This window comes from Nonomuraea pusilla (assembly GCF_900109355.1).
GTDB lineage: Bacteria > Actinomycetota > Actinomycetes > Streptosporangiales > Streptosporangiaceae > Nonomuraea > Nonomuraea pusilla.
The window spans coordinates 293,434-310,131 of sequence record NZ_FOBF01000005.1 but is presented as its reverse complement, the minus strand read 5'-3'; the positions used below and the strand labels follow the sequence as shown (position 1 = coordinate 310,131).

The window sequence follows — 16,698 nt, the reverse complement described above, 5'->3', positions numbered from 1 at the left end:
GCCCGGTGACGGGCGCCGAGACCGCGAAAGGCACGTCCGGCGGACGACGCCGGCCGTGCCGCGCTCGCGGATCGCTCAGCCGGCGATCAACTCGTTGGTGCGTTCGTACTCTTCCTTGGCGGACTCGAGCAGCTCGCGCCACGAGTCCACGTCGGGCCGCCGCCTGAGCAGCGCGCGCCGTTCCCGCTCCGTCATACCGCCCCACACCCCGAACTCGATGCGGTTGTCCAGCGCATCGGCGAGGCATTCGGTACGGACCGGGCATCCTCGGCAGATCAGCTTCGCCCTGTTCTGAGCGGCGCCCTGGACGAACAGAGCGTCCGGATCCGCGCCTTTACAGGCGGCACGGGAGGTCCAATCCGTGATCCACATTTTTCGACCCCACTCCCCTTAGGTGGTCAGTCGTCATTTGGGGCCGACGGGCGCGGGCGCCGAGCCTCCGTATTCAGTTGCCGCAGAGGAGAAGGTACGCAACCACCCGTTCGGGCCGACAGACCCCAGAGGACCAATTTCCTGCTGCAGTCTTGACCGGGAATGACTAGTCACCCCCGTCAGTCAAGGCGAAATGGTGCCCGGCTACCGATAAGGTCAGTGTTTCGACGTACCCTTGGTACTGTGCAAGCTCAGGGCAAAGATCGTTCCTCCCCCGTACTGAACGTCCTCCGTCTGATCATCGCGGCAGGGGCGGCCGGGGTGCTCTCGGCGGCCATCGCCCTGCCCGCCGTGGGCGGCGCCGGCGTGTCCGCCAAGAGCGCGATGGAGGGGCTGAACCTCAAGCCCGAGGAGCTCGAAGAGCCGCCGCTGCCCGAGCGCACCGTCCTGGTCGACTCCAAGGGCAAGCAGTTCGCCCAGTTCTTCTACGAGAACCGGCAGTCGGTCGCGCTCGACCAGGTGGCCCCGATCATGCGCACCGCCCTGATCGCGATCGAGGACTTCCGCTACTACGAGCACGGCCCCATCGACGTCGAGGGCACCGCCCGCGCCCTGCTCAAGAACGTCACCAGCGGCGGCGTCATGCAGGGCGGCTCGTCCATCACCCAGCAGTACGTCAAGCAGGTGCTGGTCAACGCGGCCGAGACCGACGCGGAGAAGCAGGCCGCCATCGCCCCCACCCTCTCCCGCAAGCTGGCCGAGCTGCGCTACGCCATGGCGATCGAGCGCAAGTACACCAAGGACCAGATCCTGGAGAAGTACCTCAACATCGCCTACTTCGGCGCCGGCGCGCACGGCATCCAGGCCGCCTCCAAGCGCTTCTTCGGCAAGCCCGCCTCCGAGCTCAACCTCGCGCAGGCCGCCACCCTCGCCGGAGCGGTCCAGAACCCCGCCAGGACCGACCCCGACATCGGGCCCGAGTCCCGCGAGCGGCTGCTCGCCCGGCGCAACGTCGTGCTCGACCGCATGGCCCAGCTCAGCAAGATCACGCCGCAGGAGGCCGCCGAGGCCAAGGCAAAGAAGCTCGGCTTCAAGGACGTCAAGGTCCCCGGCGGCTGCGAGGAGAGCAAGTACCCGTACTTCTGCCTCTACGTGCAGTACGAGATCCTCAACAACGACGACTTCGGCAAGAACCAGGACGAGCGCAGGAAGCTCCTCCAGCGGGGCGGTCTGAGGATCAAGACCACGATCGACCCCAAGATGCAGGAGGCCGCCGAGAAGGCGATCAAGAAGTACGTCAGCACCAAGGACAAGCCGGTCGCCTCGCAGGCCATGGTCGTCCCCGGCACGGGCGAGATCAAGGCCATGGCCGCCTCCCGCAAGTTCGGCGGCAACAAGAAGAAGAACGAGATCAGCTACAACGTCGTGGCCGACGCCGCGCACGGCGGCGGTGGCGGCTTCCAGCAGGGCTCCACCGCCAAGGCGTACACGCTGGCCGCCGCGCTGGAGGAGGGCCTGAAGTACGAGGACGGCTTCCCGTCACCCGCGGCGTTCAGCGCGGCCCGCTACAGCTCGTTCAAGGACTGCAAGGGCAACTCCGTCGGCGACCCGTCCCACGAGGTGCGCAACTCCAGCGAGGGCGGCGCCGGCTTCAAGACGCTGCAGACCGGCACCTGGGGCTCGGTGAACACGTTCTTCCTCAAGCTGGAGGAACGGGTCGGGCTGTGCAAGGTCGTCAAGCTGGCCAAGCGGCTCGGCGTCAAGCGCGCCGACGGCGGCAAGCTGGGCGAGTACGAGACGTTCACGCTCGGCATCAACGAGGTCGACCCCGTCACCATCGCCAACTCCTACGCGGTCTTCGCCTCGCGCGGCCAGTACTGCAAGCCGCTCGCCATCACCGAGATCACCGACAGGAACGGCAAGGCCAAGCAGTACAAGCCCAAGTGCTCGCAGGTGATGGACGAGGAGGTCGCCGACGCCGTCAGCGGCATCCTGTCCGGCGTGTTCACGAAGGGCACGATGCGCGAGGTCGGCGGCATCGGCCGAGACGCGGCGGGCAAGACCGGCACGACCGACAACTACATGTCCGCCTGGTTCGCCGGCTACACGCCGAACCTGTCGTCGGCCGTCAGCCTCGGCGACCCGCGCGGCTCCTCCAGCCACAAGCTCATCGGCGTCACCATCGGCGGACGCTACTACCCGTACGTGTACGGCGCCTCGATCTCCGGGCCCATCTGGAAGCAGGCGATGCTGGGCGCGCTCAAGGGCGTCGAGGCCGCCGACTTCGTCCCGGTCAACCACGACCGGTTCGGCGGCTGCAGCGAGAACTGCGCGCCCAAACCGCCGAAGAAGGACAAGAAGGGCGACGGTGACGGCCCGCCGTCCGACGGCCGCGGCGGCGACCAGGGCGGCGGCGGAGACCCGTTCGACCCGTTCGGGCAGGGCAACCAGGACAACGGCGGCAACGGACGCGGCCGCGGCTGGCCCCTCACCGGCACCGGCCTCGGCTGACCCGCCGCCCCGGCCTCCCGGGGCCCCCAGTGAGGGCCCCGGGCCCGCCGGTCAGGAGGCGGCCAGACGGGTGCGGACGGCGGCGGCCACCCGGCCGCCCTCGGCCCGCCCGGCCACCTTCGGGTTGACGACCTTCATGACCTGGCCCATCGCCTGCGGCCCCGACACGCCGAGCTCCGCCACCGCCGCGTCGACGATCCGCGTCAGCTCCTCGTCCGAGAGCTGCGCGGGCAGGTACTCCTCCAGCACCGCCTGCTCGTCCAGCTCGGCCTGCGCCTGCTCGGCGCGGCCCGCGTTGCCGAACGCCTCCGCCGCCTCGCGCCGCTTCTTGGCCTCCTTGGTCAGCACCTTGACGACCTCGTCGTCGGTGAGCTCCCTGGCCTCCTTGCCGGCCACCTCCTCGACGTTCACCGCGGCCAGCGCCATCCGGATGGTGCGCAGCCGCACCTCGTCCCGGTTCTTCAGCGCCGCCGTCAGGTCGGCCTTCAGCTTCTCCTTCAATGCGCTCATGCGGTCCATCTTGCCGTCTGCTCGGAGCGCCCCGCGCCCGTCGTCGGGCATCATGAGTACGTGAGGAAAGCCTTCGCAGTTCCGCTGTCCATGCTCGGTCTCGGCCTGGCCGGGCTGGGTTACGCGTCCGTCGTGGAGCGCAACTCGTTCCGCCTGCGCCGCTTCGACGTGCCGGTGCTGGAGCGCGGCCGGCGTCCCGTACGCATCCTCCACCTGTCCGACCTGCACCTCACGCCACGCCGGACCATGCTCATCAACTGGGTGCGCTCGCTCGGCGCGCTGAAGCCCGACCTGGTCGTCAACACCGGCGACTCCATCGCGCACCCCGACGCCGTGCCCTCGCTCCTGCACGCCCTGGAGCCGCTGCTCACCCGCCCCGGCCTGTTCGTGTACGGCTCCAACGACCTGTACGCCCCCAGGCCGAAGAACCCGGCCCGCTACCTGTGGCGCACCTCCAAGAACGACCGGCGCCAGCACGTCCCGTCCCTGCCCTGGGAGGAACTCGGGGCCGGCATGGCCGCCGAGGGCTGGCTCGACATGAACAACACCACCGCCCGCCTCAAGGTGGGCGACCTCGACGTCGCGGTGGCCGGCATCCACGACTCCCACATCTCGCGCGACCGCTACGACCTCGTCGCCGGCCCCGCCCCCGCCGACGCCGACCTGCGGCTCGGCGTCATGCACTCGCCCGAGCCGCGCAACATGTCGCTGTTCGCCGCCGACGGCTACCAGCTCCTGCTGGCCGGCCACACGCACGGCGGCCAGCTCTGCATCCCGTTCTACGGCGCCCTGGTGACCAACTGCGGCATCGACAGGGCCCGCGTCAAGGGCCTGAGCCGCCACGACGACGCCTGGCTCCACGTCTCGGCGGGTCTCGGCACCTCGCCGTACGCCCCGGTCCGCTTCGCCTGCTTCCCGGAGGCCACGCTCCTCACTCTCGTGCCCCGGCGCTGAGACGGTCACAAGTACCCGGGAAGTCCGCTAGACTTTTCCAAGCACGCGCAAGACGGGCGTGCACCGGGGTGTAGCGCAGCTTGGCAGCGCGCTTCGTTCGGGACGAAGAGGTCGTGGGTTCAAATCCCGCCACCCCGACAGTGAAGTAGCAGGTCAAGGGCCTGATCGCTGGAGACAGCGGTCAGGCCCTTGATCGTTCGTCCGTCATTTGACCGCCCTTATGAACGCCGCCTCGGTGGGCCGCAGCAGCCCGATGGGGAGGGTGGATCCGTCCGGGCGGACCGCGTCGGCCTCTTGGACCGACACGGACGGCTCATCCGGTGTCTGGGCCGCGATCGCCTCGGCGAAGGCGCGGACGCCGGCGCGTGCGCCCTCCAGGTCGCTGAGGTCGAACACCCCCGCCTCCGTCATCGGCACCGCCTTCAGGACCTCGGCCAGTTCGGGGGTGATCCGCTCGTACGCGATCTTGGTGTGCATGCCGTTCGTCTCCTCACGGCTGCGCAGCAGCGGGTCGTGCAGGGGGATGGTGGGTCGTTCGGACCGCTTCCGCAGGGCCGTCTGGATGTGCGGGGCCGGGCGGATGGAGAAGGGGGGCGGGCTCAGCGCGGGGCGGGCGCGGGGGCGTCGAAGTAGTGGCCCTGGCCGAGGTCCTCGATGAGGCGGGGGTGGACGGGCTTCCAGCCCAGGAGGTTCCGGGTCAGCGTGCTCGAGGACGGGTTGTCGGCCTGGACGTGGGCGCTCAGGAAGCCGAAGTGGGCCTCGGCCTCGGTCGGCGGGATGCCGACCACGGGCAGGTTCAGCCCGCGGCCGATGCCCTCGGCGATCTGGCGGAGGGTGATCCCCTCGTCGTCGACGGCGTGCAGCCGTGACCCCGCCGGCGCGGATTCCAGCGCCAGCCGGTACAGGCGTGCCGCGTCGAGCGTGTGCACGGCGGGCCAGCGGTTGGAACCGTCGCCGACGTAGGCGGAGACGCCTTTGGACCGGGCGATGGAGATCAGGGTCGGGATGAAGCCGTTGTGGTCGAGCGTGCTGTGCACGGTCGGGGTGAGCCGGACGACGGACGACCGGATGCCGCGTTCCGCGAGCGCGATCACCGCGTTCTCGGCGTCGATCCGTGGGCCTGCGTCGAGCGCGTCGGCTTCGGTGGCGGCGTCTTGCAGTCCGGCGAAGGCGAACATCAGGGTTCCCGACGTGGTCACCAGGGGCTTTCCGGTGCCGATGAGCGCGTCCCCGAGTGTTTCGATGGCACGCAGATCGGCTGCGACTGCGCTGTCGAAGTCGCCGGCGAACATGGCGTCGTGCTTGAAGGCCAGGTGGATCACGCCGTCGGCCGCGGCGGCGGCCGCGGCGAGGCCGTCGAGATCGTCGAGGTCGCCTCGGTGCACCTCGGCACCGGCGGCCGTCAACGCGGCGGCGGACTTGTCCGAGCGGGCCAGCCCGACGACCTGGTGTCCCGCTTCGAGGAGTTCGGGGACGACGGCGGAGCCGACATGTCCGGAGGCTCCTGTGACGAATACGCGCATGGTGCGCCTTCCTGCTGCGGGTCCCCACCCCGGGGGCGGGACCCTGATGTCAGTTTATGACATCACCGTAGCAGCGATGTCAGCCTCTGTCATCACTTTGATGTCAGTCTCTGTCATCGACGTGTAGGATCGGACCGTGAGCCGATGGAAACCCGACGCACGAGGCCGCCTGGAGAAGGCGGCGCTGGAGCTCTACAACCACCAGGGCTTCGACGCCACCACCGTCGCGGAGATCGCCGCCCGCGCCGGGCTCACCGAACGGACCTTCTACCGGCACTTCGCCGACAAACGGGAAGTCCTCTTCCCGAGTGACAACCCGCTCGCCGACACCCTCGCGGACGCCACGGCCGCCGCCTCCGTCACGCTCCCGCCGCTCGAGGTGGTCGCCCACGCTCTGACCGAAGCCGCTCCCATCCTCGAAGAACGCGCAGACCTGGCACGGCAACGCCGGGCCGTCATCGCCGCCACCCCCGAACTCCAGGAACGCGAACGGGCCAAACTCGCCGCGCTCGCCTCCACGCTCGGCCACGCGCTGCGCGAACGCGGTCTGGAGGCCACCACCGCAGCACTCGCGGCCGAGATCGGGATCGCCGTGTTCAACGTCGCCTACGAACGCTGGGTCAACGACCCCGACCAGCACGCCCTCGCCCAGCTGATCCGGGAGACCCTGGACGCCACCAGGCACCTCACCGCGCCCGCCGGACATGCCGCCGCGAACGACGGCGGGAGCTTCACAGGCCAGGAGACCGGGGCATGAATGCTGTGGGCACCCCGAGCAAAGGGGCCCGCGGCCGTCCATCCTCTCCGTCGCCCGTCTCGTCGTCCCTGTACGGGTCGCGCACCTGCCACAGGCCCGGCGCCGGCGGCAGGGTGAAGGCGTAGCGGCCGAGGAAGTTGAGCGCCTCGGCCTTGCCGAGCTTGGCCAGCTTCAGCTTCCCGCCCACGACCTCCAGCCTCTCCGGCCAGCAGCTTGGCCCGGGGTCGCCTCACCGGTCGCCGTCCTTGGCGAACACCAGCCGCCGGCGCGGCTCGGTCAGCTTGTGGCCTGCCCGCCGCAGAACGCCGCCTTGACGAGCCCGTCCAGCAGCTTGGGATAAGTGGCGAGGTCGAATGCGGCGTCGCCGGCGGTGAGCGAGGCGGTCAGGGTCTTGCCGCCGTCGGGTGTGCTGTACATCAGCGCCGCGTAGCCCGCCGGAGGGCTGCCGTTGTGGTTGAGAACGGTGCCGCAGCCAGGGCCCAGGTCCTTCACGAACATGCCGAGGCCGTAGCGGCCGTAGAGGGGGTTGCTCTTCGGGTGCGGCTCGCGCATCTCGGCCAGCAGCTTGGCCGGCAGGAGCTTGCCGCCGTTCAGCGCGGAGAAGAACGTGTGGAGATCCTGGGTGGTCGAGATCATGTCACCGGCGCCTGCCAGCAGGGAGGGGTTCTGGCGGGAGACGTCGGCCACCTTCCACTGGCCGGCGTCCTGGTAGCGGAAGTAGCCGTGGGCGTACGGCCTGGGCAGCTGTGTCCGGTTGCCCGGCACCACGGTGCCCTTCAGCCCGAGCGGCCCCACGATCCGCCGCTTCAGCTCCGCGTCGAACGAATGGCCGGTGACCTTCTCGATCAGCAGCCTGGCCAGCGTGTAGTTGGTGTTGGAGTAGCTCCAGTCCGTCCCCGGCGCGAACTTCGCCGGCTTGGACAACGCGAACCGCACCAGTTCCTCCGGCCGGTACGAGTGGAACCGGTTGTCGAGCCACTCCTTGCCCGTCGCGGGGAGACCCGGAACCCATGTCCCGTCGGTGTCGAGGTCGCCGGTGTAGTTGAACAATCCGCTGGTGTGCTGCAGCAGCATCCGCACCGTGATCCTCCGGTCCAGCCCGAGCTCGGGCAGGTGGCCGGCCACCGGGTCGTCCAGCCCGATCTCGCCCTCGGCCACCAGCTGCAGCACCACGGTCGCGTGGAAGGTCTTGGTGACGCTACCCACCCAGAAATGCCCGTTCGTCGGCGGCTTCGCGCTCGTGCCCAGCTTGCGCACTCCGGCGCTGCCGACCCACTCGCCCCGCTCGTCGTTCACGCGCAGCTGCACCCCGAGGAAACCGGCATCGACGAACGCCTGGATGGCCTTCTGCAGCTCCGGGCGGTCCTGCCTGACAGCGGCCTTCGGCACGGCCGCGCTGCCGTCCGAGGTGGCCGCGGCGGGTGTGGCCGCCCCGGCCAGCAGCGCGGCCGCCAGAGCCGTGACCGCCGCGCCCTTGAGGGCCCGCGGCCTGCGGCCCCTGTTGCTCTTGACGGTATGGAGAGATTGACCCATGGCTATTCCTCAATCGCGATAGTACGTGTCTTGTGCAGCTCGAAAGCTACGTTGCCTTCAGGGTCGAGTCAATCCGAGAAAGAGCGTCTGCCCAGGTACATGGCGGTAAATTGGTGCGATGACGCTGCGTTCGAACGCAACACGGTGTTGCAATGAATGGCGGCTAAGGCAACACTGACGGCATGCCAGGAGGACGACTGACCCAGCAGGACCGCCAGCGCATCGCGGCCGGACTCACCGACGGACTCTCCTATCGCGAGATCGCCAGACGGCTCGACCGGCCGACCTCGACGATCACCCGGGAGATCGCACGCAACGGCGGCCCCGCCGGTTACCGGCCCCAGCAGGCGCACCAAGCGGCGATCCAGCGGGCCCGGCGCGGCACACCGGCGCCCCCACACGCGGCCACACCGCCGGTCGACACGATGGAACAGGAGATCATCGAGATGGCGGTCAGAGCGGGGATGCCGAGGACGGCCGCGCGCGTGCACCACGACCTGACGCTGTCCGAGGACGGCAGGCGCACCGCGGCCGAGTTGACCCGCAGGCTCAAGGTCAGCCCTGCCTCGGTCTCCGTGGCCGTGAACTTCCTGGTCCAGCAGGGATTCGTCCGCCGCGAGCGCGATCCGCGGCGGCGTCGCGACATCTACGTGATCGACGACGACGCCTGGCACCACGCGATCATGATCAGCGAGCGGCAGACGCTCCAGACGGCGCGGGCCACGATGGCGGCGGCCGAGACGTACGGGCTCGACAGCCCCGTCGGGCAACGGCTGGCCAAGACAGCGGCGTTCCTGGAACGCGTCAGCCTGGACATCATGGAGTCAGCCGACCGCTGGCGCCACCTCCTGACGTGACAGGACTCAGCCACCTGGGGAGCAAGCCCGCCTGGCGCGTCCTAGTCACCGGCCCCGCAAGGGCACCGTCGACGACCACCACGCCTACTTCCAATGCTGCTCAACGGCGGCACGCACGACGCCCGATGAAACCCAGCATTCGGCATGGCGTGGGCGGCATGACGACGGCGCCGGCCTGGGCGGGCGTGGACCCTCACCTGTTCGTCCGCCAGCGCACCACATGCGGAACTCTCGCACGGCCGGCACCCGCTCGAACGGCACAGCCCCGGCTTCCGCCGGGGGCATGCGGACCTCGCCCTTCATCTCGTCGGCGTACACGACCTCGAAGCCCTGCCTGTCCCTTCCGGCTGAACTCGGCGGGGCGGGCACGTGGTGACCTCCGGCTCGACATGTTGAGGCGGACAGGCTCCAGTGGAATCGTTCAGCCGAATTTGGGGTCCGGAACTAACAAGCACCGGCCTGTTTCCGTTTCGCGATGATCTGGGCGACGGTGGCGGTGAGCAAGCTGACGCACAGCCCGATCAGCACCGCCAACAGGGAGTAGGTCCACAGAGTGGCCTGAATGCTGTCCTGGTTGTCCAAGCCTGGGTCGATCGTGAGGTAGATGGAGAAGAGCAGAAGCGGGCCGGCCACGCCCGCTTGGACACCGCGCTTCCACCGGCCGTGCTGTGCCGCCGCCCACGCGGCGATGATTCCACTGATCATGACTGGTCCGATCAGCCCGGCGGTGATCCCACCGGCCTCGATGAAGGTCGCCTTCACCACGTACTGACCGGTCTCGCCACTCAGCATGCCTTCCGTGAGCATGGGGTCGAAGGTGGGCGCCCTGTCCCACCACCACGGTCTGGTGAATTCCAGGACGGAGACCCACAGGGTGTAGGTCAGCAGGCCGACCCCGATCTCCCGACACCGTAGTGCCGCCATCGCCGCGACGACGCCTATCGCGCCACCGATGATGGTCGCCCAGGCCACCGCGAGCGGGCTGGAGTTGATGCCGTCTTCCGGCGCTGCGGATGCCAGGCCGTACAGAAGCGGGGCAGCGGTCAGACAGGAGCCGAGCCAAGCTGCCGGCGGCAGCCACAGCCAGGACCGCGGCGCACGCTGAAACACGCGGTACGTGATCGCGGAGGCGGCCAGTGTGGAAGCGGCCGGATACCACGTGGAACGAGTTACTGCGTGGTCCCAGTCGATGTACTCCGCGTATGAGCCCCCTTTGTTCGTCCATTCATTGATGCCCAAGCGGTGCGCGGCGAGGACCTGTGCGGCGGCCAGCACTGCAGCGACCAGTGCGCAGACGACTGGGACTGCGAGCCGCCACCTCATGCTTTCACCCGACCCTGCCTGCGGTGCGGAGTGTCCCACCTGCGGGCCAGCGCGCACAAAGCCGTCATGGCTGAGCATTCTGCACCACCAAGATCGGAGCCGGAGGCGCGCTGGAGGAAGCGCGGGCAACCGCGGAGGCGTCGGCCCGGGAAGCGGCCGCCCGCGCCGGCCGGGTCCTGGTGAAGGCTGTTCCTGTCAGAGCCCGGGTTCGGCAACGTGGTAGCGCAACAGCACCCGATCGCGGGAGCGTCGCTCGACCGCGAGCAGCCGCAACGGCGTCGGCGAGGCGTCCAGTGGCAGGTCAGTGGCAGTGAACAGGGCCGGAGTGGTCGTTCCACCGACAGCGATCGGTACGACCTCGATTTCGATCTCGTCGAGCAGTCCGGCCCGCAGCAGGGCCCCGTTCAGGCGCCCTCCCCCAGTGGAGACCACGGTCTGGACGTTCAGCCGGTCGCCGAGTTCCTTCAGGGCGGCCTCCAGGTCGACGCGTTGATCGCCGACCAGCAGGTAAGGGATGCCCTCGCGCCGCAGGAACGACAGGTATTCCAGCGGTGTGGCCGCCGCCACCAGCACCAACAGGTGCCATCCCTCCCAGTCGGGGCCGGGGAACTGCTTGTAGACCCAGCGGACCCGGCCACGGCTGTCCGGCACGACCAACCACCCCTTGGTCGCCAGGGCCTTGATGTGGTCCGGCAGGTAGTGCTGCCGCAACACCTCCGCCGTCTCCGTCGGTGGCGGGAACTGCCCGGCGGTCTGATCGTCGGTGACGAATGACCCGCTGCCCTCCAGAATGACCTGGGGGTCGTGGCGACGCTTGACGTCCGCGTACGCGGATCCGCTGTAGACCGGCCAGCGCTCGTCGGTCATCAGCAGCATGCCCGGCGACAACGTGACCCGCCCGTCGACCGAACTCGAGTTGTGCGCGACGACACGCGGTCGCCCCGGCCGGTCTTGACCTTTCTGGCCCGCGTCAGGCATCCCTTCGATCATGATCTCATCGTGGCACTCGCCACCGACAACTTTCCGCGGGCGATGCCGCAGGACAGACCGCCTGTGCTTGCACGGTCAGCTGCCCGTCGGCGACGGCTCGGTCGGGGTGGGCTGGCCGGGCGTGCCCGGCATCTCGTGGCCCGGTGACATCTCTCCGTGTTCGCCCGGGCCCATGCCAGGGCTCCTGGTGCCAGGCATACCCGGCATCCCTGGCAGGTTGGGCATGCAGGGCATGCTCTGCTGCCCGAACCACTGCACCAGCCACTGCCGCATCTTCTGGACTTCCGCCCACTGGTCGTCACGCACCTTGCGGGCGAAGGCGGTGACCTCAGGGTGCTGCGTCAGGCCGTGCATGAGGAGCTGCTGGGACATCATGATCGCCATCATGTGATGCGGGATCATGTGCTGCAGGAACGTCCTGTCGAGTTGGTCCCCGGATAGGCCGGACAGGTCAGGCATGGTGGTCTGGGTGGGAGTCGCAGCCGGCGTGGGGCTCCGCGGGTACCAGCGGGCGAGCCAGCCCTTCATCTCGTTGATCTCCGCGGTCTGCGTGGTGACGATCGACTGGCCGAGTTGCCGCATCTCGGGCCGCTTGGAGCGCTGCAACTGCTGAGCCGCGGTAACGGCGTCCTGATGGTGCGGGATCATCTGCGACAGGTAGTCGTACTCACTGGTGATGCGGTGCATCTGGCCCATGCCGGGACAGGTCTGGGTACCGGAAGGGTACGGACTCGGAGATGGTGTCGGAGTCTGATGGGCTGCCGCGGCAGTGGCGCCGACGCCGGTCATACCGGCCAGGAGCGCTCCTGTCGCAATGCCGATCCTCATGGAGTGTCGCCTCATGCGTCCCCCCGAACGCTAACCGGACATATATCCACATTAACCCCAAGCGTGCGGGGGACACATGAAGGGTCAGGCGAAGCAAGCCTCACCAGGTCGATGGGGCGTCAGAATCAATCGGCGTGCATCGACTACGACCGCCCGTACTTCTCCGTCCACTCAGCGTGGACGCCTCTCCGACCAGGGGGCAGGACTACGGTCGCCGGTAGGATTCGGTCGTATGGTGCGAGGTCTGGGCGAGCTCGAGTCCGCCATCATGGACAGGATGTGGGCGCGGCGCGCGCCGGCGTCCGTCCGCGACGTCCTGGAGGAGCTCAGGCAGGAGCGGAGCATCGCCTACACGACCGTGATGACGGTGATGGACAAGCTCCACACCAAGGGCCTGCTCAAGCGGGCGCCGCAGGGCCGCGCGTACGTCTACGAGCCGGTCTCGTCACGTGAGGCGTACACCGCCGAGCTCATGCGCCAGACGCTGGCGGGTGGCGGGAACCGGGCCGCCACCCTGGTCCACTTCCTCGAACGCCTCACCCCCGAGGAGGCGGCGGCGCTGCAGACGGCGCTGCAGGTGTTCCCGTTGAAGGACTCCGCGCCGTGATCGCCGCCGCTGTGCTCCTGCTCTACGCGGTCCTGGCGGCGGTCCACCTGCCGAGACTCGGCCGGATGGCGGCGTGGGCCGAGCGGGCGCCCCGGCTCGCGATCACGATGTGGCAGGCGGCCTGCGCCTCTGTGGTCGCCTCCGCCCTGCTGGCGGCGGTCGCGTTCGCCGTGCCGGCCGAGGCGCTGGGCCACGGCCTCGCGGGCCTGTTCGAGGCGTGTGCCGCGATGATGGACAGCGGTGTCACCTTGACCTCCGCCGGAGCGGTGGCGCTGCTCGTGGCGGGTACGGCGCTGGTCAGGCTGGGGTGGTGCGGGGCCGCCGTCCTCTTCCGCGCGGGGGCGGAGCGGCGCGAGCATGTCGCCTGGCTGCGGCTGCTCGGACGGCACGACCGCAACCTGGGCGCGATCGTGCTCGACCACGACGAGCGGCTGGCCTACTGCGTGCCCGGCCGGCACGCCCGGATGGTCATCACCACGGGGGCGCTGCGCGCGCTCGCGCCCGAGCAGGTGGCGGCCGTCCTGGCGCACGAGCGCGCCCACCTGCGCGGCAGGCACCACCTGGTGATCGCGGCCGCGGAGGCCCTGGTCACGGCCTTTCCCGGGGTGCCGGTGTTCGAGCACGCCAGGACGGAGGTCGCCCGCCTGATCGAGCTGCTGGCCGACGACGTGGCCGCGCGGCGCCACCCGCGCGTGCAGCTCGCCGCCGCGCTGGTGGGTCTGGCCACGGGGCGGGCGCCCGGGTTCGCGCTGGGCGCGGGCGGCGAGACCGCTCTGACGCGGGTACGCCGCATGGTGAATCCCGCGCTCCCCCTGCGGCGTGGAGAGCACGCGGCGGGACTGCTGACCGTGGGCCTGCTGCTGTGCGGCCCCGGGGCGGTGGCGCTGGCGCCGGGTCTCGTCGCGCTGCTGGCGCACCACTGCCACGAGCTGCTGACCTGACCTACTACGCCGGATAGTAGGCTGCTGGTCATGCGAGGCACTCGTGTGGCCGCCGCCGCGGCACTGACGCTGGCCCTGTCCTCCTGTACGGCCGCTTCAGGCAAGCCCGAGGGGAGCGGGCCGCCCGACGTCGGGCACGTCCACGGCCTGGGCGTCGACCCGGCCGACGGCGCCCTGTACGTGGCCGGGCACTACGGGCTGCTCAAGGTCACGGCGTCCGGGAGCGCGGAGCGCGTCGCCGGCCGCGTCCAGGACTACATGGGCTTCACCGTCCTCGGCCCCAGGACCTTCCTCGCCAGCGGCCATCCCGGCGAGCACGAGACCGACTCGCCCGCCCACCTCGGCCTGATCCGCAGCACCGACGCGGGCGTCACCTGGACGACCGTGTCGGAACGCGGCGTCGCCGACTTCCACGCCCTGCGACCGGCCGGCACGACGCTCTACGCCTACGACAGCCAGCAGGGCCGCGTACGCGCCAGCGTCGACGGCGGCGCGACCTGGAGACAGGGCGCGCAGGAGGAGGTGGTGGACCTGGCCGCCCACGCCGACGTGCCCGAACGCCTGTACGCCACCACCGCCGAAGGCGTACGCGTCAGCGAGAACGGCGGCATGGAGTTCGAGCCCTTCGACGCCGCGCCCCCGCTGACCCAGATCGAGTCCCCGACGCCCGGCGTCCTGATCGGCACGGACACCACCGGCCAGGTCCGCGCCAGCACCGACGCGGGCAAGACCTGGAAGACCCGCGGCGTGATCGTGGGGGGCGTCACCGCGTTCACCGCCGTGGACGACCGGCGCCTGCTCGCCGCCACCGAGGACGGCACCGTCCACGAGTCGAAGGACGGCGGCTCGACCTTCAGCGTCGTCTTCCGGCCTGCGCGCGCCTGACCGTCCACCATGCCTGCGACACGTTCTCGCCAGGACGGACGGCCCCTGACGGCGGCCATACGCCCCCTCGCCTACGCTTCCCTCGTGAGGTCCGGGCGGGAGCGGCGAGCGGCTGACGTGGTGCCGTGGCTGCTGCTCGCCGTGCTGCTCGCGCTGGGCGTAGCCGCGATGCACACGCTGGGCCACCTCGGAGCCCCCACGTCCCGTACGACGGTCGCAGCGCCCGCAGACCCCACCGGCCCGTCGCATTCCGGCATGGAGCACGCGACGAGGGCGCATCACGGCTCCGGCACCGCGCCGGACGCCGCCCACGACACCGCGTTCGCGTGCCTGACGGTCCTCGCTGCCGCCGTGGTCCTGACGCTGCCGCTCGCGACTCTGCGGGGTCTGGGCGGCACGTCTCCCGGACTTCCCGCGGCGGCTCGCCGCCGCCGGCCCGCGCCGCAGCGCGGGCCGCCGCTCTCGCTGGTGCTCACCCGCACGGTCGTGCTGCGGACGTAGGAGCGCGGACCCGGACCGCGGGCCCGCGTGGCCTCGCCGCGTCCGGACGACGCCCTTCTCGTCAGCACGACTTTCAAGCGAGGCATCAACCATGCAGATCGATCGACGCGGGCTACTGCGGGCCGGGCTCGGCCTCCTCGGCGGCGCCGCCCTGTCCGCCTGCGGCGGCGGCTCCCGCCCCGCCGCCGCGCCCTCCTTCGTCACCCCCACCGGCGAGCAGGTCCTGGCCGCCGAACGGTCCCGCCGCACCGGCCCCGTACGGGACTTCCGGCTGGTCGCCGCCGAGAGCCAGGTGGACCTCGGCGGCCCGGTGGTGCGCACCTGGACCTACGACGGCAGGGTCCCCGGCACGCCGATCCGGGTGCGGGCCGGCGAGGTGGTCAGGGCCCGGCTGGCCAACCGGCTCCCCCAGGACACCAGCGTCCACTGGCACGGCCTGGCCCTGCGCAACGACGCCGACGGCGTTCCCGGCGTCACCCAGCAGCCCATCGCCTCGGGGGCCGAGCACGTCTACGAGTTCGCCGCCGCCCACCCCGGCACGTACTGGTTCCACCCGCACTCCGGCACCCAGCTCGACCGCGGCCTGTACGCCCCGCTGATCGTGGACGACCCGCGGGAGCCGCTGGCGTACGACGACGAGTGGATCGTCGTCCTCGACGACTGGCTGGACGGCGTCACCGGCACCCCCGAGGACGTCCTCGCCGAGCTCTCCAAGGGCATGGGCGGCATGTCACACGGGAGCATGGGACACGGCGGGTCCCCGTCGTCCTCCACGCACATGATGATGGGCGCGACCAGCCTGCTCCTGGGCGGCGACGCGGGCGACGTCCGCTACCCGCACTTCCTGCTCAACGGCCGGGTCCCCGCCTCACCCGAGACCTTCCGCGCCAAGCCGGGCAGCCGGGTGCGCATCCGCGTCGTCAACGCGGGCGGCGACACCGCCTTCCGCGTCGCCCTGGCCGGGCACCGGCTCACCGTCACCCACACCGACGGCTTCCCTGTGCGGCCCGCCGAGGCCGACGCGCTGCTCGTCGGCATGGGAGAGCGGTACGACGTGCTCGTCACGCTCAAGGACGGCGTCTTCCCGCTGGTCGCCCTCGCCGAAGGCAAGGACGGCCTGGCCCGCGCCCTGGTGCGGGCGAGCGGCGCCGCCTCCGCGCCCGCCGCCGGCGCGCGCCCGCGCGAGCTGGACGGCGACGTCGCCCGGTACTCCAAGCTCCAGCCCGCCGAGCAGGCGCGGCTCGCCCCGAAGAGCCCCACCCGCAGCGTCAGGCTGGAGCTCACGGGCAGCATGATGGCCTACGACTGGGCGATCAACGGCCGGAGGTACGACCCCTCGGTCATCCACGCGGTGCGCTCCGGCGAACGGGTGCGGCTGTCGTTCGTCAACAGGACCACCATGTGGCACCCCATGCACCTGCACGGCCACACGTTCGCCCTGGCCGGGAGCGGCGTGCGCAAGGACACCGCGATCGTCCTGCCCGGCGCCACGCTCGACGTGGACTTCGACGCGGACAACCCGGGCCTGTGGATGATCCACTGCCACAACATCTACCACGCGGAGAGCGGCATGATGACGCTCCTCGGCTACCAGCGCACCTGACCC

General features: G+C 70.4%; 18 protein-coding genes and 1 tRNA gene. 10 read left to right on the top strand and 9 right to left on the bottom strand.

The window, feature by feature from the left end:
- Nucleotides 1–75: 75 nt before the first annotated feature.
- On the bottom strand, nucleotides 76–372 hold the full coding sequence (locus tag BMX74_RS13205; RefSeq protein WP_020542548.1) for a WhiB family transcriptional regulator: 297 nt from the start codon (nucleotides 370–372) through the stop codon (nucleotides 76–78).
- A 243-nt stretch (nucleotides 373–615) separates the two neighbouring features.
- On the opposite strand from BMX74_RS13205, the gene BMX74_RS13200 reads away from it, so the two are divergent.
- Nucleotides 616–2,883, top strand: coding sequence for a transglycosylase domain-containing protein (locus tag BMX74_RS13200; RefSeq protein WP_091100510.1), 2,268 nt, complete (start codon nucleotides 616–618; stop codon nucleotides 2,881–2,883).
- A 51-nt stretch (nucleotides 2,884–2,934) separates the two neighbouring features.
- Here BMX74_RS13200 and BMX74_RS13195 read toward each other — a convergent pair whose 3' ends face one another.
- Nucleotides 2,935–3,393: a GatB/YqeY domain-containing protein gene (locus tag BMX74_RS13195; RefSeq protein WP_091100781.1), complete on the bottom strand. Its 459-nt coding sequence runs from the start codon at nucleotides 3,391–3,393 to the stop codon at nucleotides 2,935–2,937.
- A gap of 90 nt (nucleotides 3,394–3,483) precedes the next feature.
- On the opposite strand from BMX74_RS13195, the gene BMX74_RS13190 reads away from it, so the two are divergent.
- Complete coding sequence (locus tag BMX74_RS13190) at nucleotides 3,484–4,347, top strand: metallophosphoesterase (RefSeq protein WP_091100508.1); 864 nt, start codon at nucleotides 3,484–3,486, stop codon at nucleotides 4,345–4,347.
- A gap of 64 nt (nucleotides 4,348–4,411) precedes the next feature.
- Nucleotides 4,412–4,485: transfer RNA gene (locus tag BMX74_RS13185), tRNA-Pro, on the top strand.
- A gap of 66 nt (nucleotides 4,486–4,551) precedes the next feature.
- Here BMX74_RS13185 and BMX74_RS13180 read toward each other — a convergent pair.
- Together BMX74_RS13180 and BMX74_RS13175 are read right to left on the bottom strand one after the other, a co-directional pair.
- Nucleotides 4,552–4,824, bottom strand: coding sequence for a hypothetical protein (locus tag BMX74_RS13180; RefSeq protein ID WP_091100506.1), 273 nt, complete (start codon nucleotides 4,822–4,824; stop codon nucleotides 4,552–4,554).
- Nucleotides 4,825–4,946: 122 nt separating this feature from the next.
- On the bottom strand, nucleotides 4,947–5,870 hold the full coding sequence (locus tag BMX74_RS13175; RefSeq protein ID WP_091100503.1) for an SDR family oxidoreductase: 924 nt from the start codon (nucleotides 5,868–5,870) through the stop codon (nucleotides 4,947–4,949).
- A 136-nt stretch (nucleotides 5,871–6,006) separates the two neighbouring features.
- Between BMX74_RS13175 and BMX74_RS13170 the strand changes: the two genes are divergently transcribed.
- On the top strand, nucleotides 6,007–6,627 hold the full coding sequence (locus BMX74_RS13170; protein WP_091100500.1) for a TetR family transcriptional regulator: 621 nt from the start codon (nucleotides 6,007–6,009) through the stop codon (nucleotides 6,625–6,627).
- Here BMX74_RS13170 and BMX74_RS13165 read toward each other — a convergent pair.
- Nucleotides 6,602–6,814, bottom strand: coding sequence for a hypothetical protein (locus tag BMX74_RS13165; RefSeq protein WP_091100498.1), 213 nt, complete (start codon nucleotides 6,812–6,814; stop codon nucleotides 6,602–6,604). The two genes, BMX74_RS13170 and BMX74_RS13165, sit on opposite strands and share 26 nt — an antisense overlap.
- Nucleotides 6,815–6,903: 89 nt before the next feature.
- Nucleotides 6,904–8,160 (bottom strand): serine hydrolase domain-containing protein, encoded by a 1,257-nt coding sequence (locus BMX74_RS13160; RefSeq protein WP_091100496.1) that lies wholly within the window; start codon nucleotides 8,158–8,160, stop codon nucleotides 6,904–6,906.
- 182 nt (nucleotides 8,161–8,342) lie between these two features.
- On the opposite strand from BMX74_RS13160, the gene BMX74_RS13155 reads away from it, so the two are divergent.
- Nucleotides 8,343–9,017 carry a GbsR/MarR family transcriptional regulator gene (locus BMX74_RS13155; RefSeq protein WP_177227333.1) on the top strand — a complete coding sequence of 225 codons (675 nt, stop codon included), beginning with the start codon at nucleotides 8,343–8,345 and terminating at the stop codon, nucleotides 9,015–9,017.
- A 444-nt stretch (nucleotides 9,018–9,461) separates the two neighbouring features.
- On the opposite strand, the gene BMX74_RS13150 is transcribed toward BMX74_RS13155, so the two are convergent.
- From BMX74_RS13150 to BMX74_RS13140, 3 genes are all read right to left on the bottom strand, one after another.
- Nucleotides 9,462–10,340, bottom strand: a complete 879-nt coding sequence (locus BMX74_RS13150) for a hypothetical protein (protein WP_143078646.1) — start codon at nucleotides 10,338–10,340, stop codon at nucleotides 9,462–9,464.
- 195 nt (nucleotides 10,341–10,535) lie between these two features.
- Nucleotides 10,536–11,330 (bottom strand): RibD family protein, encoded by a 795-nt coding sequence (locus BMX74_RS13145; RefSeq protein ID WP_055504546.1) that lies wholly within the window; start codon nucleotides 11,328–11,330, stop codon nucleotides 10,536–10,538.
- 75 nt (nucleotides 11,331–11,405) lie between these two features.
- A complete protein-coding gene (locus BMX74_RS13140) occupies nucleotides 11,406–12,017 on the bottom strand; it encodes a DUF305 domain-containing protein (protein WP_176573412.1) in 612 nt (203 codons plus the stop codon).
- Nucleotides 12,018–12,390: 373 nt separating this feature from the next.
- Between BMX74_RS13140 and BMX74_RS13135 the strand changes: the two genes are divergently transcribed.
- The 5 genes from BMX74_RS13135 to BMX74_RS13115 all read left to right on the top strand — a co-directional run bounded on the left by BMX74_RS13135 (nucleotide 12,391) and on the right by BMX74_RS13115 (nucleotide 16,695).
- Complete coding sequence (locus tag BMX74_RS13135; RefSeq protein ID WP_055504544.1) at nucleotides 12,391–12,765, top strand: BlaI/MecI/CopY family transcriptional regulator; 375 nt, start codon at nucleotides 12,391–12,393, stop codon at nucleotides 12,763–12,765.
- The gene (locus BMX74_RS13130) at nucleotides 12,762–13,706 is read left to right on the top strand and encodes a M56 family metallopeptidase (RefSeq protein ID WP_091100490.1); all 945 of its coding nucleotides are present in this window, start codon (nucleotides 12,762–12,764) and stop codon (nucleotides 13,704–13,706) included. Before BMX74_RS13135 ends, BMX74_RS13130 begins: the two co-directional genes overlap by 4 nt.
- 30 nt (nucleotides 13,707–13,736) lie before the next feature.
- Nucleotides 13,737–14,591: a F510_1955 family glycosylhydrolase gene (locus BMX74_RS13125; RefSeq protein WP_143078645.1), complete on the top strand. Its 855-nt coding sequence runs from the start codon at nucleotides 13,737–13,739 to the stop codon at nucleotides 14,589–14,591.
- 84 nt (nucleotides 14,592–14,675) lie between these two features.
- On the top strand, nucleotides 14,676–15,092 hold the full coding sequence (locus BMX74_RS13120) for a hypothetical protein (RefSeq protein WP_143078644.1): 417 nt from the start codon (nucleotides 14,676–14,678) through the stop codon (nucleotides 15,090–15,092).
- A 91-nt stretch (nucleotides 15,093–15,183) separates the two neighbouring features.
- Nucleotides 15,184–16,695 carry a multicopper oxidase family protein gene (locus BMX74_RS13115; protein WP_091100484.1) on the top strand — a complete coding sequence of 504 codons (1,512 nt, stop codon included), beginning with the start codon at nucleotides 15,184–15,186 and terminating at the stop codon, nucleotides 16,693–16,695.
- Nucleotides 16,696–16,698 lie beyond the last annotated feature (3 nt).